Source organism: Bradyrhizobium sp. 26S5 (genome assembly GCF_036923295.1).
GTDB classification, from domain to species: Bacteria; Pseudomonadota; Alphaproteobacteria; order Rhizobiales; family Xanthobacteraceae; genus Bradyrhizobium; species Bradyrhizobium septentrionale.
The window spans coordinates 200009-223649 of sequence record NZ_CP145948.1 but is presented as its reverse complement, the minus strand read 5'-3'; the positions used below and the strand labels follow the sequence as shown (position 1 = coordinate 223649).

Annotated in this window: 23 protein-coding genes; 19 read left to right on the top strand and 4 right to left on the bottom strand. The window is 65.1% G+C overall.

Annotation, left to right across the window (positions count from 1 at the left end; genetic code table 11):
• Positions 1–3 precede the first annotated feature (3 nt).
• Positions 4–327, bottom strand: a complete 324-nt coding sequence (locus V5279_RS01040; protein ID WP_338694321.1) for a hypothetical protein — start codon at positions 325–327, stop codon at positions 4–6.
• A 449-nt stretch (positions 328–776) separates the two neighbouring features.
• Here V5279_RS01040 and V5279_RS01035 point away from each other — a divergent pair, with 449 nt between their 5' ends.
• Together V5279_RS01035 and V5279_RS01030 are read left to right on the top strand one after the other, a co-directional pair.
• Positions 777–1970, top strand: coding sequence for a serine hydrolase domain-containing protein (locus tag V5279_RS01035; RefSeq protein WP_338694316.1), 1194 nt, complete (start codon positions 777–779; stop codon positions 1968–1970).
• 157 nt (positions 1971–2127) lie between these two features.
• Entirely contained in the window at positions 2128–3822 is a 1695-nt protein-coding gene (locus V5279_RS01030) for an AMP-binding protein (RefSeq protein ID WP_338701770.1), read from the top strand.
• A gap of 168 nt (positions 3823–3990) precedes the next feature.
• Here the strand turns inward: V5279_RS01030 and V5279_RS01025 are convergent, their stop codons facing one another.
• Complete coding sequence (locus V5279_RS01025) at positions 3991–4992, bottom strand: adenosine kinase (protein ID WP_338694314.1); 1002 nt, start codon at positions 4990–4992, stop codon at positions 3991–3993.
• 242 nt (positions 4993–5234) lie between these two features.
• Here V5279_RS01025 and murJ point away from each other — a divergent pair, with 242 nt between their 5' ends.
• The 16 genes from murJ (at position 5235) to V5279_RS00945 (ending at position 20359) form a co-directional block, all read left to right on the top strand.
• Positions 5235–6770, top strand: a complete 1536-nt coding sequence (gene murJ, locus V5279_RS01020; protein ID WP_338694312.1) for a murein biosynthesis integral membrane protein MurJ — start codon at positions 5235–5237, stop codon at positions 6768–6770.
• Positions 6771–6838: 68 nt separating this feature from the next.
• Positions 6839–7891, top strand: a complete 1053-nt coding sequence (gene trpS / locus V5279_RS01015) for a tryptophan--tRNA ligase (RefSeq protein ID WP_338694310.1) — start codon at positions 6839–6841, stop codon at positions 7889–7891.
• 87 nt (positions 7892–7978) lie between these two features.
• On the top strand, positions 7979–8473 hold the full coding sequence (locus V5279_RS01010) for a universal stress protein (protein WP_024584584.1): 495 nt from the start codon (positions 7979–7981) through the stop codon (positions 8471–8473).
• A gap of 201 nt (positions 8474–8674) precedes the next feature.
• Complete coding sequence (locus V5279_RS01005) at positions 8675–9244, top strand: NifU family protein (RefSeq protein WP_338694307.1); 570 nt, start codon at positions 8675–8677, stop codon at positions 9242–9244.
• Between the two features lie 88 nt (positions 9245–9332).
• The gene (tsaB, locus tag V5279_RS01000) at positions 9333–10028 is read left to right on the top strand and encodes a tRNA (adenosine(37)-N6)-threonylcarbamoyltransferase complex dimerization subunit type 1 TsaB (RefSeq protein WP_166299971.1); all 696 of its coding nucleotides are present in this window, start codon (positions 9333–9335) and stop codon (positions 10026–10028) included.
• On the top strand, positions 10025–10510 hold the full coding sequence (rimI, locus tag V5279_RS00995) for a ribosomal protein S18-alanine N-acetyltransferase (RefSeq protein WP_166299973.1): 486 nt from the start codon (positions 10025–10027) through the stop codon (positions 10508–10510). Before tsaB ends, rimI begins: the two co-directional genes overlap by 4 nt.
• A 66-nt stretch (positions 10511–10576) precedes the next feature.
• Positions 10577–11029 (top strand): Fur family transcriptional regulator, encoded by a 453-nt coding sequence (locus tag V5279_RS00990; RefSeq protein WP_029082423.1) that lies wholly within the window; start codon positions 10577–10579, stop codon positions 11027–11029.
• A 5-nt stretch (positions 11030–11034) separates the two neighbouring features.
• Positions 11035–11718 carry an HAD family hydrolase gene (locus V5279_RS00985; protein ID WP_166299975.1) on the top strand — a complete coding sequence of 228 codons (684 nt, stop codon included), beginning with the start codon at positions 11035–11037 and terminating at the stop codon, positions 11716–11718.
• Positions 11719–11898: 180 nt separating this feature from the next.
• Entirely contained in the window at positions 11899–13287 is a 1389-nt protein-coding gene (miaB, locus tag V5279_RS00980; RefSeq protein WP_338694303.1) for a tRNA (N6-isopentenyl adenosine(37)-C2)-methylthiotransferase MiaB, read from the top strand.
• Positions 13288–13352: 65 nt separating this feature from the next.
• Positions 13353–14348, top strand: a complete 996-nt coding sequence (locus tag V5279_RS00975; protein WP_029082426.1) for a PhoH family protein — start codon at positions 13353–13355, stop codon at positions 14346–14348.
• A gap of 68 nt (positions 14349–14416) precedes the next feature.
• Complete coding sequence (ybeY, locus tag V5279_RS00970; RefSeq protein WP_338694301.1) at positions 14417–14914, top strand: rRNA maturation RNase YbeY; 498 nt, start codon at positions 14417–14419, stop codon at positions 14912–14914.
• 1 nt (position 14915) lies between these two features.
• Complete coding sequence (locus V5279_RS00965; RefSeq protein ID WP_338694299.1) at positions 14916–16028, top strand: hemolysin family protein; 1113 nt, start codon at positions 14916–14918, stop codon at positions 16026–16028.
• Entirely contained in the window at positions 16025–17638 is a 1614-nt protein-coding gene (lnt, locus tag V5279_RS00960; RefSeq protein WP_338694298.1) for an apolipoprotein N-acyltransferase, read from the top strand. The genes V5279_RS00965 and lnt overlap by 4 nt, the downstream gene beginning before the upstream one ends.
• A gap of 261 nt (positions 17639–17899) precedes the next feature.
• Complete coding sequence (locus V5279_RS00955) at positions 17900–18316, top strand: helix-turn-helix transcriptional regulator (protein ID WP_338694297.1); 417 nt, start codon at positions 17900–17902, stop codon at positions 18314–18316.
• A gap of 190 nt (positions 18317–18506) precedes the next feature.
• Positions 18507–19628, top strand: a complete 1122-nt coding sequence (locus tag V5279_RS00950; protein ID WP_338694296.1) for a M20 family metallopeptidase — start codon at positions 18507–18509, stop codon at positions 19626–19628.
• Entirely contained in the window at positions 19625–20359 is a 735-nt protein-coding gene (locus V5279_RS00945; RefSeq protein WP_414645887.1) for a tRNA (guanine(46)-N(7))-methyltransferase TrmB, read from the top strand. The genes V5279_RS00950 and V5279_RS00945 overlap by 4 nt, the downstream gene beginning before the upstream one ends.
• Positions 20360–20365: 6 nt before the next feature.
• Here V5279_RS00945 and V5279_RS00940 read toward each other — a convergent pair whose 3' ends face one another.
• Together V5279_RS00940 and V5279_RS00935 are read right to left on the bottom strand one after the other, a co-directional pair.
• On the bottom strand, positions 20366–21205 hold the full coding sequence (locus V5279_RS00940; protein ID WP_338694294.1) for a phytanoyl-CoA dioxygenase family protein: 840 nt from the start codon (positions 21203–21205) through the stop codon (positions 20366–20368).
• A gap of 239 nt (positions 21206–21444) precedes the next feature.
• Entirely contained in the window at positions 21445–22515 is a 1071-nt protein-coding gene (locus tag V5279_RS00935; RefSeq protein WP_338694291.1) for a DUF2336 domain-containing protein, read from the bottom strand.
• Positions 22516–22862: 347 nt separating this feature from the next.
• On the opposite strand from V5279_RS00935, the gene rimP reads away from it, so the two are divergent.
• The gene (gene rimP, locus V5279_RS00930; RefSeq protein WP_338694289.1) at positions 22863–23639 is read left to right on the top strand and encodes a ribosome maturation factor RimP; all 777 of its coding nucleotides are present in this window, start codon (positions 22863–22865) and stop codon (positions 23637–23639) included.
• Positions 23640–23641: the final 2 nt, after the last annotated feature.

The window sequence follows — 23641 nt, the reverse complement described above, 5'->3', positions numbered from 1 at the left end:
CGGTCAGAGCGCGCCGCCGGACATATAGGTTTCGCGGCGGCCGATCATGCGCTCGGCGGCGGCCTTGGCATTCGCCTTGGTCGACGTCGCGCAGGTGCGGTATTCGAGGTCGGCCTGCGCCCGCGCATCGCGGCGGCCGAACCAGGATTTGGCGCCGGTCTGCAGCAGCGCCAGCGCCTGTGCGACATTATCGACTGCCTCGAACGAGTGCAGTGCACCGGTACCTGCGTAGCGGACTTCGTAAAGACCCGGGCTGATCGGCGCCTCGATATTCTCGCCGCGGCCCGGCCGCGGGTAGCGCTTCCATTCACTCCATGTCGAAATCATTTGTTGCGTCCCCGCAAGGCGGGAAATGACGAATCTTTTCGTCAAATCCATCCCAATCCGCCGCACCGTTTGTGCAACGATCTGAATGCGTTATTGCAAAAAATCACGTGCGAAAATCAATTTGCCGATCACGTTACCGTGGCCCGCCCCAGAGGTCACCCGGACTTGCGCGGAGTCCACCACAAAATCTGCGCGCGTGGTGAACATCCGTTAGCGTTTTCGAGCGAAGTGGACACCGGTTCGCGTGAAGAAAACGCGTCAAAACAAAAATCTAGAGCCCCGTTCCGATGCAATCGGAACGGAAAAGGCTCAAGGCAAGGCCGCCCGTCGCGGCTCCTGCCTTCACGACATCGCGACATCATCGCAGCGCGCCCGCCTTGCGGGAGCGGAAAAGCGGGAGGATGATCCGCCCACTTCAAAACAATAAACCCCACCGGAGGAAGCCCCCAATGCAAAGCAAGGCTCAGATCGATCAGGTATTGCGTCAGAAGAGCGAGGCAAAGGAGATTCCCGGCGTCGTCGCAATCGCGGCCACCGGCAAGGACGTGATCTACCAGGGCGCGTTCGGCAACCGCGACCTCTCCAAGAGCGATCCGATGACGGCGGACAGCGTGTTCTGGATCGCCTCGATGACCAAGGCGGTGACCTGCGCGGGCGCGATGCAACTGGTCGAGCAGGGCAAACTCTCGCTCGATGAGCCGATCGGCAAGCTGCTGCCCGATCTCGCCGCACCGCAGGTGCTGGAAGGCTTCGACGCCAAGGGCGAGCCAAAGCTGCGGCCGGCGAAAACGCCGATCACGCTGCGCCAACTCATGACCCACACCGCCGGCTTCTGCTACGACCTGTGGAACGCCGACATGGGCAAATACATGGAAAAGACCGGCACGCCCGGGATCATCTCGTGCCTCAATGCCGCGCTGAAGACGCCGCTCACCAACGAGCCCGGCACACGCTGGGAATATGGCATCAATATCGACTTCGTCGGCAAGGCCGTGGAGGCGGCGAGCGGCAAGAAGCTCGATGCTTATTTGCGTGACAACATGTTCGCGCCGCTCGGCATGAGCGAGACCGGCTTCAAGATTTCCGACGACATGCGCAAGCGGCTGGTCGGCATGCATGCGCGCGGCGAGGACGGCGCGCTGGCGGCAATCCCGTTCGAGCTCGAGCAGAACCCTGAATTCCACATGGGTGGCGGCGGCCTGTATTCGACCGCGGCCGACTACATCAAGTTCTGCCAGATGATCCTCAACAAGGGCAAAGGCAACGGCAACCAGCTGCTGAAGGCCGAGACTATCGCGGCCATGGGGCAGAACCAGATGGGCGACATCAATGTCGTCAAGATGACGACGGCGGCACCGCCCTACACCAACGACGTCGACCTCTATCCCGATCAGGTGAAGAAGTGGGGGCTGAGCTTCCTGATCAACACCGCCAAGACGCCGGAAGGCCGCAGCCCCGGCAGCCTCGCCTGGGCGGGCCTTGCCAACACCTATTACTGGATCGATCCGTCGCGCGACGTCTGCGGCGTGATCCTGACCCAGCTGCTGCCGTTCGCCGACAAGCACAGCCTGGAGGCCTTCGCAGGCTTCGAGAAGGGCATCTATGCCGGGCTCGACGCCGGCAGCGGACAGCGGGCGGCCTGAGGTTCCGATCAAGCAGCGGAAAATCCCTCCCCTCGCGGGGAGGGATTTTTCATGCCCGCCATAGGTCGGGCCTGTCCTGTCGGCGCCAAACGACTAAGATTGCACAAAAAAGTGCGGCTACACGAACACGAGGAGGACGATCTTGGCACCCGGGACCCTGGCACCCAAAGCAGACAGCTATGTCTGCGGCATTTCCGATACGCCGCTGCTCGGTGAAACCATCGGCCGCAGCCTCGACCGCGCACGGGTGCGCTGGGGCGACCGCGAGGCGCTGGTCTCGCCCAGCCACAATGTGCGCTGGACCTGGAACGAATTCGCCTGTCACGTCGAGGCACTGGCGGCAGGCTTCCTTGCGCTCGGGCTGACACGCGGCGAGCGGATCGGCATCTGGTCGCTGAACCGGCCGGAATGGACGCTGACGCAATTCGCCGCCGCGAAAGCCGGACTGATCCTCGTCACCATCAATCCGGCCTATCGGCTGAGTGAGCTCGAATTCGCGCTCGGCAAGGTCGGCTGCGCCGCGATCGTGACGGCGACAGCGTTCAAGACCTCTGCCTATATGGAGATGCTGAACACGCTGCTGCCCGAGCTTGCGTCATCGGAGCCCGGCCAGTTGCGATCGGTGCGGCTGCCGCAATTGCGCGCCGTGATCCAGATCGGCGGCCCGGCGGCACCAGGCACCATTCCGTTCGAGCAGGTGTCACAGATGGGCGGCGAGCGCCATCGCGAGCAGCTTGCGGCGCTCGGCGACAGCCTGCAGTTCGACGATCCGGTCAACATTCAATTCACCAGCGGCACCACGGGCTCACCGAAGGGCGTGACGCTGACCCACCACAACATCCTCAACAACGGCTATTTCACCGGTCGCGCCATGCGCCTGACCGAGCAGGACCGCATCTGCATTCCGGTGCCGCTCTATCACTGCTTCGGCATGGTGATGGGCAATCTCGCCTCGGTCACGCTCGGCACCACCATGGTCTACCCCGGCGAAGGTTTTGATCCGCTGGCGACGCTTGCGACGGTCGCGCAGGAGAAATGCACCACGCTGTACGGCGTGCCGACCATGTTCATCGCCGAGCTCGACCATCCGGACTTCGCGCGCTTCGATCTGTCGTCGCTGCGCACCGGCATCATGGCCGGCGCGCCCTGCCCGATCGAGGTGATGAAGCGCGTCAACACCGAGATGAACATGCGCGAGGTGACGATCGCCTACGGCATGACCGAAACCAGCCCGGTGAGTTTCCAGAGCGCGACCGACGATCCCCTGGAGCGCCGCGTCTCCACCGTCGGCCGCATCCATCCGCATGTCGAGGTCAAGGTCGTCGACCTCGACGGCAAGGTGGTGCCGCGCGGCGGACGCGGCGAGCTCTGCACCCGCGGCTACAGCATCATGCTCGGCTATTGGGACGAGAAGGAAAAGACATCCGACGTGCTCGACGCCAATGGCTGGATGCACACCGGCGACCTCGCCGTGATCGACGACGAGGGCTATTGCAACATCGTCGGCCGCATCAAGGACATGGTGATCCGCGGCGGCGAGAATCTCTATCCGCGCGAGATCGAGGAATTCCTCTACCGGCATCCGAAGATCCAGGACGTGCAGATTTTTGGCGTCGCCGACCAGCGTTATGGCGAGGAACTGTGCGCCTGGGTCAGGGTCCGCCAAGGCGAGACGCTGACTGCCGACGAAGTCCGCGCCTTCTGCCAGGGCCAGATCGCCCACAACAAGATCCCGCGCTATGTCGAATTCGTCGAGGAATTCCCGATGACGGTGACCGGGAAGATCCAGAAATTCGTGATGCGCGATGCGGTGGAGAAGCGGCTCGGGCTGAAGGCGGCGAAGACGGCGTGATGTCTCTTCTCCCTCGCCCCGCTCTTGCGGGGAGAGGGTTGGGGTGAGGGGCCGCCTCCGCAAATTCGTAGGCAATGAGTACGCGGAAGCCCCCCTCACCCGGAACGCATCATGCGATGCGTTCCGGCCTCTCCCCGCAAGCGGGGCGAGGCAAGAAAAGATCGGCGCTTAAACCAGCAGCCCCTTCCCCTTCGCCAGATCCTTCAGCGACACCAGCGGCCGGGCGCCGATGTGCTGGATCACTTCGGCCGCCGCGAGCGCGCCGAGACGGCCGGCGTTCTCATGGCCGACATTGCGCACGAGACCGACCAGGAAGCCGGCGGCGAACAGGTCGCCGGCGCCGGTGGTGTCGACGAGTCTGTCGATCGGATAGGCCGGCGCTGACACGACGCCATCCTTCGAGACGACCACGCAGCCCTTCTCGCTGCGGGTCACGACACCGAGCTTGGTGTCCTTGCCGAACTGTTTCAGCGCGGTGTCGAAGTCCGCGGTCTGGTACAGCGAGTGCAGCTCGGATTCGTTGGAGAACACCAGGTCCACAATGCCCTTGCGCATCAGATCGAGGAATTCGTCGCGGTAGCGATCGACGCAGAACGAATCCGACAGCGTCAGCGCGACCTGACGGCCGGCGCCGTGCGCGATCGTCGCCGCCTTCACGAAGGCGTCCTTGGCGTTCTTCGGATCCCAGAGATAGCCTTCGAGATAGATGATGCTGGCGGCTGCGATCTGCGCCGGATCGATATCGTCGGGCGTCAGGTCCTGCGCGGCGCCGAGATAGGTGTTCATGGTGCGCTCGCCGTCCGGCGTCACCAGGATGTAGCAGCAGCCGGTGGCCGGGCCGGCCTTGGCCGGCGCGGTGTCGAAGGTGACGCCGGCGGCGCGGATGTCGTGGACATAGAGCCGGCCGATCTGGTCGTCCTTCACCTTGCCGACATAGGCGGCGCGGGCGCCGAGATTGCCGACGCCGACGATGGTGTTCGCAGCCGAGCCGCCCGACACCTCGGTCGCCACGCCCATATCGCCGTAGATCGCGGTGGCGCGCGCTTCATCGATCAGCTGCATCGAGCCCTTGGTCATGCCGTGACGGGCAAGGAATGCCTCGTCGGTTTGCACCAGCACGTCGAAGATCGCATTGCCGATCCCGAGAACGTCATATTTTGCGTCAGCCATAGACCTGCCCTGTGTTAACGCCACCCAACAAGAGCCGCGACCTATCACGTTACGCCTCGGGGCAGCAAGCAGGGCTCTATGTTCCGTCATCCTGAGGTGCGAGCCTCTTCGGCGAGCCTCGAAGGATGAATCGGCCAGAGTGGGGCCGTCCATCCTTCGAGGCTCGCTCCGCTCGCACCTCAGGATGACGGGTTTGAGAGGGCACTACTGGAAGCAATACCTGCGACTGCTATACAGACCCCATGTTCCGCTCCTTCCTCACCGTCTCCTCGGGAACGCTGGCCTCGCGACTGCTCGGCTTCGTGCGCGATTCCGTGATCGCGGCGCTGCTTGGCGCTGGGCCGGTGGCGGATGCGTTCCTGGCAGCGTTTCAGCTGGTCAATGTGGTGCGGCGGCTGTTATCCGAGGGCGGGTTGAATGCTGCGCTGGTGCCGGCCTGGCTCAAGGTTCGCGACAGCGATGGCGACGCGGCGGCGCGCGCCTTTGCCGGCCGCGTGCTCGGCACCGTCAGCGCCGCTGTGATCACGGCTGCGCTCGTGATCGGCGTCGTGATGCCGCTGGTGATCGCGGCGATCGCACCGGGTTTCGTCGGCCGCGACACACTGCAATTCGCCGTCGACGCCGCCAGGCTGATGCTACCCTATCTCGCCTTCGCCGGCCCGGTCACCGTGATGATGGCGCTGCTCAACGCGCAGGGCCGCTTTGCGCTGACCGCGTTCTCGCCGCTGTTGTTCAACATCGCGCTGATTTCAGTGATGGCCGTGCTGTTGGTGCGGCAGCAGGAGGCGGTGCAGGCTGCGCTGGTGATGGCGGCAACCATCGGCGTTGCCGGCTTCCTGCAGCTCTCGATGCTGGCGCTGCGCGGCGCAAAACTCGCCTCGCCGCTGCGCGTCTCCTTCGATCCAGAGATGCGCGGCTTTCTCGGCCGCGCGATCCCCGGTATGGTCGCGAGCAGCGCGCCGCAATGGCTCATGGTGGCCGGCGCGGTGATCGCATCGACCTCGCCGTCGGCGGTGTCCTGGCTCTATTTCGCCAACCGCCTGCTCGAGCTGCCGCTCGGCATTGTCGGCGTCGCGATGGGCAGCGTGCTGATCCCGGAGATGACGCGCGCCGTGCGCAGCGGCGAACCCATCGCAATCGCGCATGCCGAATCGCGCGCGCTGGAGCTTGCGGCCGGGCTGGCGCTGCCGGCGACGCTCGGCCTGATGGTGCTGAGCGGCCCGATCGTGCGGATGCTGTTCGAGCATGGCGCGTTCACCGCAGCGGATACCGCGGCCACCGCGCAGGCCCTGGTCTGGCTGACGCTCGCGCTGCCGGCGCATGTGCTGGTGAAGGCGCTGTCGCCGGCGTTCTTTGCGCGCGAGGACACGCTGACGCCGCTGTTTGCGACGCTGAAGGCCATTGTGGTCGCGATCGCGGCCGCCTTCCTGTTCGGCCATATCTTCGGGGCGAGCGGAATTGCCGCGGGCATTGCGCTCGGCGCCTGGAGCAATGCGCTGGCGCTGACCCGCAAGGGCGCCGCGAGCTTCGGCTTCTCGATCGACGCCGACGCGCGCCGCCGGCTGCCGCGCATCCTGGGCGCGGCGCTTGCGATGGGCGTGCTGCTGTGGCTCACGGCGGGTGCCCTGCCGACGGGCAGCCACGGTTTGGTGCAGGCCGCCTCCCTCCTCGCCCTGATCGCAGCCGGTATTGCCGGCTACGGGCTGTTCTTGCAGCTTTTCGGCGTCACCGGCTGGCGCGAGGCGGTTAACGCCGTCAGGCAAAGGCGCCCCGCCTGACTTGCGCGGACGGTGCTTAAATGGCAAACGACGCCGCAAAAGCAGCCCCATTTCCGGGAATCGACACCATGGCGTTCGTTGAACGGGTTTTCTCAGGCGTCCAGCCGACGGGCAATCTGCACCTCGGCAACTATCTCGGCGCCATCGTCAACTTCGTGAAGATGCAGCAGACCCATAACTGCATCTATTGCGTCGTCGACATGCATGCGATCACGCAGGGCGTTGAGGTCTGGGGCGGCCCGGCCGAGCTCGCGCGCAACACCCGCGAGGTGACCGCCGCCTTCATCGCCTCGGGCATCGATGCCAGGAAACACATCGTGTTCAACCAGAGCCAGATCGCCGGCCATGCCGAGCTGACCTGGATCTTCAACTGCGTCGCCCGGATCGGCTGGCTGAACCGCATGACGCAGTTCAAGGAGAAGGCCGGCAAGGACCGCGAGAACGCCTCCATCGGCCTCTACGATTATCCGGTGCTGATGGCCGCCGACATCCTGCTGTACCGCGCCACCCATGTGCCGGTCGGGGAGGACCAGAAGCAGCATCTGGAGCTGTCGCGGGATATCGCGCAGAAATTCAACAACGACTTCGCGGATTCGATCCGCGGCCACGGCTTTGCCGACGGCCTGCTCTTCCCGCAGCCCGAGCCGCTGATCACGGGACCGGCGACCCGGGTGATGAGCCTGCGCGACGGCACCAAGAAGATGTCGAAATCGGACGCGTCGGACAATTCGCGCATCAACCTCACCGACGACGCCGACACCATCGCGCAGAAGATCCGCAAGGCGAAGACCGATCCGGAGCCGCTGCCGTCGGAGGAAAAGGGCCTGGAGACGCGGCCCGAGGCCGACAATCTGGTCGGCATTTATGCCGCGCTCGCCGGCGTCTCCAAGCAGGAGGTGCTGACGCAGTTCGGCGGCGGGCAATTCTCCAGCTTCAAGAACGCGCTGGTCGAGGTGTGCGTCGCAAAACTGGCGCCGATCGCCTCCGAGATGAAGAAGCTGGTGGCCGATCCCGGCCATGTCGACGCGGTGCTGGCCGACGGCGCCAACCGCGCCCGCGGCATCGCCGACGAGACCATGCGCATCACCAAGGACATCGTCGGCTTCATCCGCCCGCGCTGACACGCAAGGCAAGACTACGCGCTCCCTCTCCCCAACAGGGAGGGAGTGTGGCAGCATGGGTTGGTTTGGTTCAGCACCGGGACATGCATGACCACCCAGCGACGAAGCTACGAGACAGGTCACAAGCCGAAATGCCTCGTCATCGTTGACGACACGGCGGAATGGGACCGCGCGGTCTATTACGCCAGCCGGTGGGCAATCCGGGTCGGCGGCGGCGTCCTGATGCTGCGGGTGATCGAGACCGAGGACCAGAACCAGCAATGGCTCGGGGTGGCCGACATCATGCGCGCGGAGGCCGAGGAGGCCGCCAATGAGGCGCTCGACCGCGCCGCCGGCCGCGCCAACGGCATCGCCGCGATCACCCCGGAGCGGGTGATTCGCGAGGGCGACCCGACCGAGCAGATCCTCGACGTGATCGACAAGGACGTCGATATCGCGATGCTGGTGCTGGCGGCCAATCCGGGCGCCGAGGGGCCCGGGCCGATCATCACCACCATGGCCAAGACCATGGGAGCGTTCCCGATCCCGGTGACCATCGTGCCCGGGGGCCTGACCGACGCCGAGATCGACGCCCTGTCCTAGCGTTATCGGACCCGAAACCGCTCCAGAGCATGGATGCGGGCTCGGAACCGCGGTTTTGCGGCTTGATCGCGGGCTTTTTAATTGCCATCTGACTCCTTGATTTGACGCGTTTTCTTCACGCGAACCGGTACCAATTCGCTCGAAAACGCTATAACGGAACCCAACGCGCCGGCCTTGAACCGGCGACGCCGGAGATAGCAAATGTTCATCCAGACCGAAGCCACGCCCAATCCCGCCACCCTGAAGTTCATTCCGGGCCGCACGGTGCTCGACAGCGGCACCATGGAGTTTTCCTCGGCCGAGTCGGCGCGCCGCTCACCGCTCGCTGAACGGCTGTTCGCCGTTTCCGGCGTCACCGGCGTGTTCTACGGCGCCGACTTCGTCACCGTCACGAAGGCGGACGGCGACTGGCAGCACCTCAAGCCCGCGATCCTCGGCGCGATCATGGAGCACTACATGTCCGGCGCGCCGCTGCTCGCCGACGGCACCGCTCGCAGCGACGACGCACGCGATGAGGAAGACGAGTTCTTCGACGAGGCAGACGCCGAGACGGTCGAGCAGATCAAGGACCTGATCGAGACCCGCGTGCGCCCGGCAGTCGCCAATGACGGCGGCGACATCACCTTCCGCGGCTTCAAGGACGGCATCGTCTATCTCAACATGAAGGGCTCCTGCGCCGGCTGCCCGTCATCGACCGCAACCTTGCAACACGGCATCCAGAACCTGCTGCGGCACTTCGTGCCCGACGTGCAGGAAGTCCGGCCGATGTGATGGAGCGGCGAATGGCGCGTTGCGAATGGCAAATAGCGTTCTCCTGTAATTGCCAATTCGCCATTCCCTATTCGCTATTCGCCCTCCCATGATGATTCTCGCGATCGATACCGCGCTCGACGCCTGCTCCGCGGCGGTGCTCGACACCACCTCAGGCAATACCATCGCCATCGAATCCCAGGCGATGCAGCGCGGCCATGCCGAGGCGCTGATGCCGCTGATCGCTCGGGTGATGAAAGAGAGCGGCATCGGCTTTGCAGGGCTTGACCGCATCGCCGTCACCACCGGCCCCGGCAGTTTCACAGGCCTCCGCGTCGGCCTCTCGGCAGCGCGTGGCCTCGCGCTGTCAGCGGAAAAGCCGGCGGTCGGGCTGTCGACGCTCGCGGCCTACGCCGCGCCCGTGGTTGCCGAGAATGGCGAGCACGCGATCCTGTCGGCGATCGATGCGCGGCACGACCACGTCTATTTCCAGCTGGTGGGCGGCGACGGCAGCTTGATGCTCAAGCCAAAGGTTGCGCCGATCGCGGAAGCGCTCGAGGCCGCACAGTTCGGCGCGCTGCATCTGGTCGGCAACGCCGCCAATATCCTTGCCGAGCGCTGGCCTGCGGACGCCACGCCGCCGGTCAAGGTCGACAGGCAGCCAGCGCCTGACATTACCTGGGTTGCCTGGGTCGGCGCGGCCGTCGATCCCGACACTGCACCACCGCGGCCGTTCTATCTGCGCGCACCCGACGCGAAGCCGCCGAAGGATCGCCTCGAAGTCAGCACGCCGCCATCGACATGACCGGCTGGCTGTCACGATGGTGGGGCGGCGGCACGCCCGCGGTCGAGCCCGCATCCCTGCGTGACGCGGCGCGGCTCGCGCAATTGCACGGCGCGTCGTTTCACCGCGGCTGGGGCGAAGGCGAATTCGAGGCGATGCTGACCGAGCGCAACACGCTGGTGCACCGGCTGCGGCAGGGGCGCAAGGTGATCGGCTTTGCCGTGTCGCGGATGGCGGCGGACGAAGCGGAAATCCTGTCGATTGCGATCGATTCCAATCAGCGCGGGCGCGGCCTGTCGCGCGACCTGCTCTTGACCCATCTCGGCCACCTTGCCGGCCGCGGCATCCGCACCATCTTCCTCGAGGTGGAAGAGAACAATCAGCCGGCGCGGCGGCTCTATGAAAGGGCCGGATTCGGCGTGATCGGCCGCCGCGAACGCTATTACAAGCAGCCCGGCGGGGAACATTTGAACGCGCTTCTGATGCGGCGCGACTTGTCGTAACATCCGCGCGATGGCAGAAAAGGCCCCGCTCTGCCACCCAAGGTTTGAAGAATACGGCCGAAACCCATGACCACGGTGAAAATCCCGCCTGCGCATAAAAATACCGGCATCGAGGCGCGCTGCGCCGCGACCGGTATGCGCATGACCGAACAGCGCCGCGTGATTGCGCGGGTGCTGGCGGAGGCCATGGATCACCCTGATGTCGAGGAGCTGTACCGTCGCTGCGTCGCGGTCGACGACAAGATCTCGATCTCGACGGTCTATCGCACCGTCAAGCTGTTCGAGGACGCCGGCATCATCGAGCGTCACGACTTCCGCGAGGGCCGCGCGCGCTACGAGCAGATGCCCGAGAGCCATCACGACCACCTGATCAACCTGCGCGACGGCAAGGTGATCGAGTTCACCTCCGAGGAAATCGAGAAGCTGCAGGCCGAGATCGCGCGCAAGCTCGGCTACAAGCTGGTCGATCACCGTCTCGAGCTTTATTGCGTCCCGCTCGACGAAGACAGCAAGTCGTAAACCGGGTGGGCTTCGATCTCGTCATCTTCGATTGCGACGGCGTGCTGGTCGACAGCGAGGTGATCTCCTGTCGTGCGCATGCGGAAACGCTGACCCGTCACGGCTTTCCGATCACGCCGGATGGCGTGCTGAAGCGTTTCCTCGGCGTCTCCGACCGCGAGGCACGGCGGATCGTGGAGAGTGAAATCGGCCGTGCGTTGCCCGACACCTTCGAGGCCGAGGTCAAGCATGCGACACTCAGTCTCTATGCCGACGATCTCAGCGCCATCGCGCATGTCGGCGACGCGATCGCCGCGCTCGATTTGCCGAAATGCGTGGCGTCGAGCGGCACGCCGGAAAAGATCCATCACGGCCTGACCTGCGCGGGGCTCTACGACCAGCTCGCGCCGCATATCTTCTCCGCCACGCAGGTCAAACGCGGCAAGCCAGCGCCCGATCTCTTCCTGTTCGCGGCCGCCCAGATGGGCGCGAGCCCTTCGCGCTGCGTCGTGATCGAGGACAGCGTGGCCGGCGTCACCGGCGCCCGCGCCGCCGGGATGACCGTGCTCGGTTTCCACGGCGGCAGCCATTGCACGGCTGATCATGAGGACCTGCTGCGTCAGGCCGGCGCCGCCGTCACATTCGCCGATATGCGCCAATTGCCCGATTTGATCGCTAGAATCGGGGCTGAAGTCCAGATCGCCGGCTGAGCCCACTCCGTCATTCCGGGGCGCGACCGTAGGGAGCGAACCCGGAATCTCGAGATTCCGGGTCTGGTCCTTCGGACCATCCCGGAATGACGGGTTGGACCGCTGGCTTTTCGCCGGTTTAGGCTATATTTCAGCCCCGGCGCCCCGACGGCGCCGTTTCCTTTCCGCATTCAGGGTTCCATGACGACGCCGCGCAAGCTGCACATCAAGTCCTATGGCTGCCAGATGAACGTCTACGATGCGCAGCGCATGGTGGACACGCTGGCCAGCGAGGGCTTTGTCGAGACCGCGAGCGCCGATGACGCCGACCTCGTGATCCTCAACACCTGCCACATCCGCGAGAAGGCGTCGGAGAAGGTCTATTCCGAGCTCGGCCGGCTCCGGGTCGCCAAGGATGAGGCCGCGCGCCAGGGCCGCGAGATGAAGATCGCGGTTGCCGGCTGCGTCGCGCAGGCCGAGGGCGCCGAGATCATCCATCGCGCGCCGACCGTCGACATCGTGGTCGGGCCGCAGAGCTATCATCATCTGCCCGCACTGGTGAAGCGCGCCAAACAAAACGGCCGTGCGCTGGAAACCGAATTCCCGGTCGAGGACAAGTTCGGCTTCCTGCCGCAGCCGAAGCCGGAGGCGATCCGCGCCCGCGGCATCTCCGCCTTCGTCACGGTGCAGGAAGGTTGCGACAAGTTCTGCACCTTCTGCGTGGTGCCCTATACGCGCGGCGCGGAAGTCTCGCGTCCGGTCGCCAGGATCATCGACGACGTCAAGCAGCTCGCCGACAACGGCGTGCGCGAATTCACGCTGATCGGACAAAACGTCAACGCCTATCACGGCGAGGGTCCCGATGGCCGCGTCTGGCCGCTCGGCAAATTGTTGCAGCGGCTCGCCACCATTCCCGGCGTCACACGGCTGCGCTATTCGACCAGCCATCCCCGCGACGTCGACGACGAACTGATCGCGGCACATCGCGATTTGCCCGAGCTGATGCCGTTCGTGCACCTGCCGGTGCAATCGGGGGCGGACCGTATCCTCGCGGCCATGAACCGCAAACATACCGCCGATGACTACCGGCGCGTCATCGACCGGTTCCGTGCCGCGCGGCAAGACATTGCTTTTTCATCAGATTTTATCGTGGGCTTCCCCGGAGAGACTGAGGAAGAATTTTCCGCCACTCTCGCGCTTGTCACGCAAATCGGGTACGCTACGGCATATTCATTCAAGTATTCGCCACGGCCGGGCACGCCGGCGGCGGAGATGCGGGAGACGGTGTCAGCAGCCGAGATGGACGAACGCTTGGGGCGGCTTCAGGAACTGATCGACAGCCAGCAGTCGGCCTTCAACCGGGCCGCGATCGGCACGACGGTGGAAGTGCTGTTCGAGCGCGCCGCGCGCAATCCGGGCCAGATCGTCGGCCGCACCGCCTATCTGCAGCCCGCCCATGTGATGGCATCGCCCGACATTATCGGCCAGGTCCGCTCCGTGAGGATCGACAGCCTCGAGCGTTACAGCCTGATCGGCGAGCTGGCCACGACAGCCGCACCAAATTTCATCTCGCAGACCATTGGAGCCTGAAATCCTTGCCCAAAAGCGCATCGGATTCGCCTTCGCTTGCTCCCAGCCGCAAACCTGACCGCGACATGCAAATTCCACCTGAGACCCAGGTCGTCATCGATTTCGACGACAACCGCGCCGCATCCGCACTGGTCGGCCCCTACGGACAGAATCTGGCGCTGATCGAGCGGCGGCTCGGCGTCGTGGTCGATTCCCGCGGCAATCACCTCACCATCGCAGGCTCCCGCGACGGCTGCGACGCCGCGCGGCGCGTGCTCGAGACGCTCTATGCGCAGGCCGTCGAGGGGCACGATCTCGATCAGGGCGAGGTCGAAGGCGCGATCCGCGCCGTGATCGCACAGGGATCGCTGTTCGAGTTCGACAACAAGACCGCCAAGCCGACTTTCGAGACCATCAATCTGCGCAAGCGTCCGGTGCGCGCCCGCACCGCGGCGCAGGACTCCTACATCCGCGCGCTGAAGCGGCACGAGCTGGTGTTCGGCGTCGGTCCGGCCGGCACCGGCAAGACCTGGCTCGCGGTCGCTCATGCGGCGCAATTGTTCGAGCGCAAGGAGGTCGATCGCATCATCCTGACCCGGCCTGCGGTCGAGGCCGGCGAGCGGCTCGGCTTCCTGCCCGGCGACCTCAAGGAGAAAGTCGATCCGTATCTGCGCCCGATCTACGACGCGCTGTACGATCTGATGGATGCCCGCGTGGTCGAACGCGCGCTGCAGGGCAACGAGATCGAGATCGCGCCGCTCGCCTTCATGCGCGGCCGCACCCTGACCAATGCCGCCATCATCCTCGACGAGGCGCAGAACACCACGACGATGCAGATGAAGATGTTCTTGACACGTCTTGGCGAGAACAGCCGGATGATCGTCACCGGCGACCCGTCGCAGGTCGACCTGCCGCATGGCCAGGCTTCGGGGCTCACGGAAGCCGTGAAGCTGCTCGATGGCGTCGAGGGCATTGCCCAGGTGCATTTCAAGGCCGAGGACGTCATCCGCCATGAATTGGTGGCGCGCATCGTGGCCGCCTATGAGGGATTGCCGCAAAAGCCGGCAAACGCCAGATCTTGAGACCAATTGCTTCGGCCGCGAGCCCGCACGACGCGGGTTCCGGCCATAACGCAGATTTTGAAACGACCGTGTCTGCTCTTCCTGCAACCGAGGTTCTCGTCACCGCCGACTGCTGGCAGGCCGAGCCCGACGCCGACGCGGTGATCCATCGCGCGATCGAGGCTGCCGCCGCGATCGCCGATGCCGATGTCGCAGACGCCGAGCTTGCAGTGATGCTGACCGACGACGCCGGCATCCGCACGCTGAACGCCAACTGGCGCAGCATCGACAAGCCGACCAACGTACTGTCGTTTCCGGCGCTGCAGCCCGAAGGCGCCGGCGGCGAGGACGATGCCCCGCGCATGCTCGGCGATATCGCGATCGCCTATGAGACGACGCGGCGGGAGGCCGATGAAGAACAGAGACCGTTCGACCATCATTTGAGCCATCTCGCGGTGCATGGCTTCCTGCATCTGATCGGTTACGACCACGAGAACGACGACGATGCCGAGGACATGGAGGCGCTCGAGCGCGAGATCCTCTCTTCTCTCGGCATTCCCGACCCCTATGCGGATCGGACCGCCTGACATGCCGGATTCCGAACCAACGCACGACAATCCGCGCAACGTGGGCAACCTGCCCGCCGTCGTGCACGAAGGCGAGGTGCAGCGTCCCGCCGCCGAGGGCTGGCTGGTGCGCGCGATCCGCACGCTGTTCGGCTGGAAAGCCGGCTCGGTGCGCGACGACCTGCAGGTAGTGCTCGACGCCTCGACGCCCGACGACGTCGGCTTCTCGGCGATCGAGCGCACCATGCTGCGCAACATCCTGTCGCTGAATGAGCGCCGGATCGCCGACGTCATGGTGCACCGCGCCGACATCGTCGCAGTCAAGCGCGACATTCCGCTCGGCGAATTGATGAGCCTGTTCGAGAGCGCGGCGCATTCGCGGCTCGTCGTCTACAACGAAACCCTCGACGATCCCGAGGGTATGGTGCACATCCGCGATTTGCTCGCCTTCATGACCGCGAAGGCGCGGGTCACCGATGCGACCAAGACGCGGCGCAAGAAGCCGTTCCCGGCGGGCCTCGACCTGCGCACGGTCGATCTCGCGTTGCCGCTGGCGGACGCCAATATCATCCGCAAGCTGCTCTACATCCCGCCGTCGATGCGCGCGATCGACCTCTTGGCGCAGATGCAGGCCTCGCGCATCCATCTCGCGCTGGTGGTCGACGAATATGGCGGTACCGACGGGCTGGTGTCGATCGAGGATATCGTCGAGCAGATCGTCGGCGAGATCGACGACGAGCACGATTCGGACGAGCCGCCGTCGATCGTTCGCCAGGCCGACAACTCCTTTATCGCCGACGCGCGCGCCAGCCTCGACGATGTCCGCTCGGTGATCGGCGATGATTTCGTGATCGGCGAGGCCGGCGAGGAGGTCGAGACGCTCGGCGGCTATCTGGTGTCGTTTGTCGGCCGGCTGCCGGTGCGCGGCGAGGTGATCTCGGGGCCCGGCAATTACGAGGTCGAGGTGCTCGACGCCGATCCGCGACGGGTCAAGCGGGTGCGAATCAGCGCGCGCAAGGAACGGCCGACGCCGCGCAAGGAGCGCGAGCGGCGCCGCGAGCAGTCCCCGGACTCCGGAACGCCACAGGCGAATGACAATTTGCCGCCGCCCGGCGAGGGAGCCGGACCGCAGTGAGGCTCTCCGACAGGCTCCGATCGATCGGCCTTGCGGTCATCCTGACCTGGGGATGGAAGCGCGCCGTCCTCGCGCTCACGGCCGGCGCGCTGTCGTCGCTGGCGATGGCGCCGTTCAACGCCTGGCCGGTTCTTTTTTTGACCTTCTCCATCGCGGTCTGGCTGATCGACGGCGCTGCTGCCGGACGCTGGCGCGGCGTGCCCGCGGCGGCGCTGTCCGGCTTCTGGTTCGGCCTCGGCTATTTCGTGCCGGGCCTGTACTGGATCGGCTACGCGTTCTTCGTCGATGCGCAGACCTTCGCCTGGCTGACGCCGTTCGCCGTGCTCGGCCTGCCGGCCTATCTTGCGCTGTTCACCGCCTTCGGTTTCGCGCTGGCGCGGCTGATCTGGCCGCGCGACGCCTCGCGCGTGCTGGCGCTCGCGGTCAGCCTGACGATATCGGAGTGGCTGCGCGGTCATCTCCTGAGTGGCTTTCCGTGGAATGCGTTCGGCTACGCGCTGACCGAACCATTGGCGCTCGCCCAGACCGCGTCGCTGATCGGGCTGTGGGGCATGACGTTCCTGGCGGTCGCGATCTTCGCAAGCCCAGCCGTGCTGATCGACGGCGCCTCACGCGGCCGCAAGCCGTGGCGCGCACCGGTCGCAGCCGTGCTGGTTCTGGCGGCGATGCTGGCGTTCGGCGCGGTCCGTCTCGCGCAGGAGCCGACCAGGATGGTCGACGGCGTCAAGCTCCGCATCATGCAGCCCGATTTGCAGCAGGACGCCAAGTTCAACTACTCCGCCAAGGCGGCGGTGATGCAGAAATATCTCACTCTGTCGGATCGGGCCTCGGGGCCGCACTCCACCGGCGTGAGCGATTCCACCATCCTGATCTGGCCGGAATCCGCGTTTCCGTTCTTCCTGACCAAGGAAGCCGACGCGATGGCGCAGATTGCCGACCTGCTGCCAAAGGGAACCGTGCTGATCACGGGTTCGGTGCGTGCGCCCGATCTGCCGCCCGGCGTCCGCGTCACGCGCGCCTACAATTCGATCTACGTCATCGACCATGATGGCAGCGTGCTCGCGGTCTACGACAAGCTGCATCTGGTGCCGTTCGGCGAATATCTGCCGTTCCAGGACTGGATGGAGAAGCTCGGCTTCGAGCAGCTGACCAAGATGCAGGGCGGCTACATTCCGGGCACCATCCGCCGGACCCTCGACATTCCGAATGCGCCGCGCGCTTTGCCCCTGATCTGCTACGAGGCGATCTTTCCCGGCAATGTGGTGAGCCGCGATGACCGGCCCGGCTGGATCGTCAATGTCACCAATGACGGCTGGTTCGGAATCTCGACCGGCCCCTATCAGCACCTGCAGCAGGCCCGGCTGCGCTCGATCGAGGAAGGCCTGCCGATGGTGCGTGCCGCCAATACGGGCGTCTCGGCCATCATCGACCCGGTTGGCCGGATCGTCGCACAGCTTGGGCTCGGCATCGAAGGCGTGCTCGATGCCGGCCTGCCGACGGCCCTGCCGCCGACGATCTATGCGCGCATCGGGAACATCCCCGCCGCTGTGATTGTGATCACAGCGCTGGCGTTCGTGCTGCGGCGCCGTTTTGTGAGGCGAAAAGCCTGACCACGCATATCGGCAGTTGTCGCCGAACCCGAAAAAGTGTCGAAATTTACCTCAGCGCGATTCCACCAGTTGACAGATCGACCGTGCACTTCGCATTGTACGGGTCCACGCGAAATCACAAGCCAAGTCAGCCCCTTTGCGCAAATTGTCCGCATTTCGTCCCAATCCTCCTTGCAGGATTTGACGGCACCGGCGCCTGAGGCATACTCCACTTCCAACTTGCCTCAGCCACGGGCGCGCAATCCCTTAGGAGAGTTGGAAATGTCCACCAAAGCGCCCAATCCTGTTGACAAATATGTCGGCAGCCGCGTCCGCATGCGACGCATCATGCTCGGCATGAGTCAGGAGAAACTGGGCGAGGCGTTAGGCCTGACGTTCCAGCAGGTGCAGAAATACGAGAAGGGCACCAATCGTGTCGGCGCCAGCCGGCTGCAGCAGATCTCCGAAATCCTGCAGGTGCCGGTCTCCTTCCTGTTCGACGGCGGCCCGAGCGGCGTCAGGACCGCCGACGGCTTCAGCGAGGGCGCCTCGCCGAGCTATGTCTCCGATTTTCTGGCAACCGCAGAGGGCCTAGCCCTGACACGGGCCTTCACGCGCATCGCCGACGCCAAGCTTCGCCGCAGCATCGTCGAGCTGGTCGAGCAGATCGCGGCGCGCGAGGCGTCCGAACAGGCCTGATCCGGCCATATCCGTTTGAGAGATCGTCAAATCTGGAATATGTCATTCCGGCGCACGCTAACGCGCGATCAGTCATCGCGCTTTAGCTCGTTGTTTGAGCATGATCTTTTCGGAAAACCGCTTCGCACTTTTCCGGATCATGCTCGCGTGCGCTGAATGATAAAGCGAACTCACAGGCAGCAACAACAACATGTCCAGCAACCCGTTCGAAACCACGTCGATTCTCGACGGCATTCGCCGCTGGGTCGAGATCGAGTCTCCGACGGAGCGGCCGGATCAGGTCAACAGACTGGCTGATCTCGTGGCCTCTGAATATCGCGACCTGCCGGCCACCGTCGAGCGCATTGCCGGACGTGACGGCTGCGGCGATCATTTGGTCGCACGCTCGTCCTGGGGGCAGGACGCACCTGGCATTCTGGTGCTGAGCCATCTCGATACAGTTCATCCGATGGGATTCATCGACCGGTTACCATTCAAGATCGAAGGCGACAGCGCGTTCGGCCCCGGCATCTACGACATGAAGGGCGGTGCCTATCTCGCCTATCATGCGTTCCGGCAGATTTGCGCCGCTGACGCGCGCCCGCTCGGCATCACCCAGCTCTACGTCTCGGACGAAGAGATCGGCAGCCCGACCTCGCGGGCGCTGATCGAGGCCGAGGGCCGCAAGGCCAAATATGTGCTGGTGACCGAGCCCGCGCGGGACGGCGGCAAGATCGTCACCGGACGCAAGGGCGTCGCGCGCTTCGACGTGCATATCAAGGGCGCACCGGCGCATGCCGGCACGCGCCCCGAGGACGGCCGCAGCGCGATCCGGGAGCTCGGCCACGTGATCCTGGCGCTGGAGGCGATGAACGATCTCAAGCGCGGCATCACCGTCAATGTCGGCGTCGTCCGCGGCGGCACCAAGCCGAACGTGATCGCCGAGGAGGCCTATGCGGAAGTCGATCTGCGCGTGCCGACCATCGCCGACGCCGACGAGCTGGTGCCGAAGATCCTCGGAATCACCTCGCGCACCGAGGGCGTCGGCGTGAAGGTGACAGGCGAATTGAACCGTCCGCCCTACGAGAAGAGCAACGCCGGCGCCGCGCTTTACGAACATGCCAGGGAGCTTGCCGCCGAACTCGGCTTCGAGCTGCTCGATGTCTTCACCGGCGGCGGCTCCGACGGCAATTTCACCGCGCCGCATACCGCAACGCTCGACGGTCTCGGCGTCGACGGCAAGGGCGCGCATACCCATTACGAGCAGCTCTATGTCTCGTCGATCGAGCCGCGCGCGCGGCTGCTCCACCGCCTCTATCAAACGCTGCGATGATATCTGCGCCTAACGACAATGATCGTGATCCATCCGACGACGGCGCGATGGCACATTCGCGCGGCTCGTTCTTCGGGCGGCGCAAGGGTCACAAGCTGCGCGCGCACCAGGCCGACCTGATCGACACGCTACTGCCGCATCTGGCAGTCGACATCTCGGCTCCCGCGCCTGCGACGCTGACCGAATTGTTCGATGACGGGATCGGGGATGTCAGACTCGAGATCGGCTTCGGCGGCGGCGAGCATCTGATCGCAGAAGCACAGGCATTTCCGGCGACGGGCTTCATCGGCTGCGAGCCCTATGTCAACGGCATGGCGAAGATCCTGACTCAGATCGAGGCGCAGAATATCGGCAACATCCGCCTGTTCGCCGGCGACGCGGCCGAGCTGTTGGCCTGGGTACCGCCGCGCGCGCTGGCGCGCATCGACCTGATACATCCCGATCCCTGGCCGAAGCGGCGGCACTGGAAGCGGCGCTTCGTGCAGGATGCAACGGTCGCTGCAATGACACGATTGCTGCCGCCGGGCGGCGAATTCCGCTTCGTCAGCGACATCGACGATTATTGCGCCTGGACGCTCGCACATCTGATGCGCTCGCCCGACTTCGCCTGGCTCGCCGAGCGCGCGATCGACTGGCAGCAGCCGTGGCCCAACTACACGATGACGCGCTACGGCGCCAAGGCCGAGCGCGAAGGGCGCAAGGCGGCGTATCTGCGATTTCGCAGGCTCTGACGCGGACTATTGGTTGGCCAGCCGCGCCTTCCTGACGTCGGTCGCCTCCCACACCATGCGCTTGCCGCGCTCGCGACCGAGCAGCTCGATCGGATCGTGATTGTCGATGTGGCCGAACTGGCCCTTGTAGACGCTGTAGCCGCACAATTCCTGCAGGCGGCGCGGAAAGCGCGCCGCGGTCTCGCGCGGAATCCCGAGCTGCAAATTTTCCTGCTGCCGCATCCAGCCCCAGCAATAGGCGCAGGAGAACGCAAAGCGCCTGGCGTCGCTGGTGTTGGCGCCGCCGCCGTGCCACAGCGCGCTGTCGAACAGCATCACGCTGCCGGCCGGCATCGTCGCGGTGACGGCGTCGTAATCCTTGCCGTATTCCGGCGACGAATCGAGTTTGTGGCTGCGCGGAATGATCCGCGTCGCGCCATTGTCGTCGCGGAAATCCGACAGCGCCCAGATCGCATTGATCGTGATCGGGATGTGCGGCCGCGGCAGCGGGATCAACTGGGTGTCTTCATGAATCGGCTGCGCCACCTCGCCGGGGCCGAGCACCAGCGAGCAGAACGACGACAGCAGGCATTCCTTGTCCAGCACGCGTTCGACCACCGGCAGCACGTTCTCATGCAGCGGCACTTCCCAGAACAGATCGTCATAGGTCAGGAGGTTGTTGATGCGCAACGTTTTGAAGCCCTCGAACGACGTTCGGGCGGGTGCGAGATTGTGCTCGCTCTCGATCCGCAGCACCGCCGCTTTCAATCCCTCGACCAGCTCCGGCGAAGCGGCACGCTCGATCACCGTGTATCCGTCGTCGCGGATCCGCGCGGCGTGCGATTGGATGTCGGCGTCCGTCAGCATGGCGATCTCCCAATTGGCACTGTGTCGCGCCTTGCCGAAAGCATAGCGGAACGCTTTGCGTTTGCGAGGTGTTTTGCTGGTACCGTCACCCTGAGGAGGCCGCAACGCGGCCGTCTCGAAGGGTCGACGGCCCGACTGTGGCCGTGCATCCTTCGAGACGCGCGCAAAAGCGCGCTCCTCCAGCGACAACGGCAAAGCCGTTGCGCGGGGATGACGGAATCAAGAGCTTGTTGGGGTGTCTACCGCGACTTCCAGAAATCCGCGACGCGCTGCGCGGTCGACGGCATCAGGCGAACGAAATTCACCCGCGCACCTTCGATATCCGCCGGTGACGGCACGCGGTTGGCGCCGAGCCGCATCAGGATCAGGGCGCGCACGGTCGGCCATTCGAAGCCGATCGTCTTGCCGGCGATCAGGATCGGATCGTAGCGATCGCCGGAGATCAGGCGGTCGAGCGTGACGATCTTCACGCCGGTCATCGCGGCGAGCGCCGCCACGCATTCCTCGTATTTGAACGCCTTCGCGAAGCCTGCCACCGCCGCCTCGTTCAATTCGCCGGCGCGATGCAGCGCCAGGATCGCGCGCTGCGCGGCTGCGAAATCGCGGCCGACGACCTCAGCGACGACACCTTCGATCTCGTTCATCGCCAGCTTGATCTCGGCCTGCCGCTCCGGCTTGGCGACGCTATGCAACCGGCGGCGGATCACGTCGATCGAGCCGGCCAGCAGGCTCTTCAAATGTTCGGGCGGAAGATCGTCGCGGCGTCCGATCCTCAGCGTCAGCACGCCGTCCTGGCCGGCGCGACGCACCAGCGTCGCAAAGGAATCGTCGGAGAACGCCGCGCCGGCATTGCCGGCGACGCATCGGATCACGTCGCGATCGCCGCGACGGATGATGACATCGGTCAGTGCGGTCGAAAGCCTTGACCGCTCGGCCATCGCAAGCAGATGACCCTGGCCCTTGGCATTGGCGATCTCGACCAGCACCCGATCGTCGATGACGGGTGATTTGCGCAGCAGCGGGCCTGCGATCGCGACGTCATCCTCACGGGCGAGTTGCCCGACCAGGTGCCGCGGCGCATTGGCGAGCGGCGCGAGCCGTTCGGCGAGATCGATCCGTGCCGCGAGCTCTGCATGCGGGACCAGGCTGGTCAGCACCCCGTCGAACAGGTCGATATGGTCGGGGCGAAAGCTCCCGGCGCCCTGCAGGAACAGCTCGCCGAGCCGCCGTGCGGCCTCGGCGCGCCGCTTGGGGTCGCCGCGGCGAACGATGTCGTCGAGTTCCAGGATCAGCGCAGGGGCTGTCGTCATGAGCCTTGTCCAAACCGGCGGCTTCTGCCGGTTTTCGGCAATCTATGGTCCCGTTCGTAAACGGAGGGTTAGGTCGAATCTGCCCCCGCGGAGCGGCAAAATCGCGTTCCGCCCGAAACGGAGGCCTTGCCGGCCCCGGGCAAAAGAGCTATATCCACCGCAACTTATGGTATCTCATACGATCGCGTAGGAGAGTGGGCCCCCCGGGACCCGCTCTTTTTTATTACCTGACGGGACCCAGCGAGGCCGGGTTCGGTTTGGGTAGCGTTAGCGGCCACTTAAGGCCATTTGAACAACACAACAGACCTCAGCAGCCTTTGGACCTCAGACAGCCTTTGACACTGGATATGACCGAACCGACCGCCACGTCCGTGGACACCGAACTGCTCGCCGAGCCGCGGCTCGTCGTCGAGCCCGGGGTCGCGGCACGCGTCGCTGCGGTCGCGGTCCCGGTGCTGCAGGGCATGGGCTATCGCCTGGTGCGCATCAAGGTCTCGGGCGACGCCGGCTGCACGGTGCAGATCATGGCGGAACGGCCCGACGGCACGATACAGCTCGAGGATTGCGAGGCGATCTCGCGCGCGCTGTCGCCGGTGCTCGATGTCGCAGACCCGATCGAGCGCGCCTACCGGCTGGAGATCTCGTCGCCCGGCATCGACCGCCCGCTGGTGCGCCGTTCCGACTTCGAGCGCTACACCGGTCATCTCGTGAAGATCGAGATGGCGGTGGCGCATCAGGGCCGCAAGCGGTTCCGCGGCCTGCTCGCCGGCGTCGAGGGCAATGCGGTACGCATCAAGCGCGACGATCCGCGCCCCGGCGAGGACGCCGAGGTCCTGCTGGTAATGGAAGACATCTCTGACGCGCGGCTGGTGCTGACCGACGAGCTGATCGAGGAATCGATGCGCCGCGGCAAGGCCGCCGAGCGCGAGCTGCGCCGCGAGCTCGGCCTGGCGCCGCCGCAGCCGGCCCACGCCAGGAAGAGCGATCCCGCGAAGAGTCAGAAGCCGAAACCCAAGCCTGGTAACACGCCCGGCACGAAGCCGGCTCCGACCAACACCAAAAAGCACCGCCTGGCCGCCGAACGCGCGCGCCGTGGCGAGATCGATCCATCCGAAGGAGACTAAGC

What these genes read in the sequence shown, in the direction of transcription:
- V5279_RS01040 (WP_338694321.1), bottom strand. Translation starts at nt 327, where the DNA reads ATGATTTCGACATGGAGTGAATGGAAGCGCTACCCGCGGCCGGGCCGC.
- V5279_RS01035 (WP_338694316.1), top strand. Translation starts at nt 777, where the DNA reads ATGCAAAGCAAGGCTCAGATCGATCAGGTATTGCGTCAGAAGAGCGAG.
- V5279_RS01025 (WP_338694314.1), bottom strand. Translation starts at nt 4,992, where the DNA reads ATGGCTGACGCAAAATATGACGTTCTCGGGATCGGCAATGCGATCTTC.
- murJ (WP_338694312.1), top strand. Translation starts at nt 5,235, where the DNA reads ATGTTCCGCTCCTTCCTCACCGTCTCCTCGGGAACGCTGGCCTCGCGA.
- trpS (WP_338694310.1), top strand. Translation starts at nt 6,839, where the DNA reads ATGGCGTTCGTTGAACGGGTTTTCTCAGGCGTCCAGCCGACGGGCAAT.
- V5279_RS01010 (WP_024584584.1), top strand. Translation starts at nt 7,979, where the DNA reads ATGACCACCCAGCGACGAAGCTACGAGACAGGTCACAAGCCGAAATGC.
- V5279_RS01005 (WP_338694307.1), top strand. Translation starts at nt 8,675, where the DNA reads ATGTTCATCCAGACCGAAGCCACGCCCAATCCCGCCACCCTGAAGTTC.
- tsaB (WP_166299971.1), top strand. Translation starts at nt 9,333, where the DNA reads ATGATGATTCTCGCGATCGATACCGCGCTCGACGCCTGCTCCGCGGCG.
- rimI (WP_166299973.1), top strand. Translation starts at nt 10,025, where the DNA reads ATGACCGGCTGGCTGTCACGATGGTGGGGCGGCGGCACGCCCGCGGTC.
- V5279_RS00990 (WP_029082423.1), top strand. Translation starts at nt 10,577, where the DNA reads ATGACCACGGTGAAAATCCCGCCTGCGCATAAAAATACCGGCATCGAG.
- miaB (WP_338694303.1), top strand. Translation starts at nt 11,899, where the DNA reads ATGACGACGCCGCGCAAGCTGCACATCAAGTCCTATGGCTGCCAGATG.
- V5279_RS00975 (WP_029082426.1), top strand. Translation starts at nt 13,353, where the DNA reads ATGCAAATTCCACCTGAGACCCAGGTCGTCATCGATTTCGACGACAAC.
- V5279_RS00965 (WP_338694299.1), top strand. Translation starts at nt 14,916, where the DNA reads ATGCCGGATTCCGAACCAACGCACGACAATCCGCGCAACGTGGGCAAC.
- V5279_RS00955 (WP_338694297.1), top strand. Translation starts at nt 17,900, where the DNA reads ATGTCCACCAAAGCGCCCAATCCTGTTGACAAATATGTCGGCAGCCGC.
- V5279_RS00950 (WP_338694296.1), top strand. Translation starts at nt 18,507, where the DNA reads ATGTCCAGCAACCCGTTCGAAACCACGTCGATTCTCGACGGCATTCGC.
- V5279_RS00945 (WP_414645887.1), top strand. Translation starts at nt 19,625, where the DNA reads ATGATATCTGCGCCTAACGACAATGATCGTGATCCATCCGACGACGGC.
- V5279_RS00940 (WP_338694294.1), bottom strand. Translation starts at nt 21,205, where the DNA reads ATGCTGACGGACGCCGACATCCAATCGCACGCCGCGCGGATCCGCGAC.
- V5279_RS00935 (WP_338694291.1), bottom strand. Translation starts at nt 22,515, where the DNA reads ATGACGACAGCCCCTGCGCTGATCCTGGAACTCGACGACATCGTTCGC.
- rimP (WP_338694289.1), top strand. Translation starts at nt 22,863, where the DNA reads ATGACCGAACCGACCGCCACGTCCGTGGACACCGAACTGCTCGCCGAG.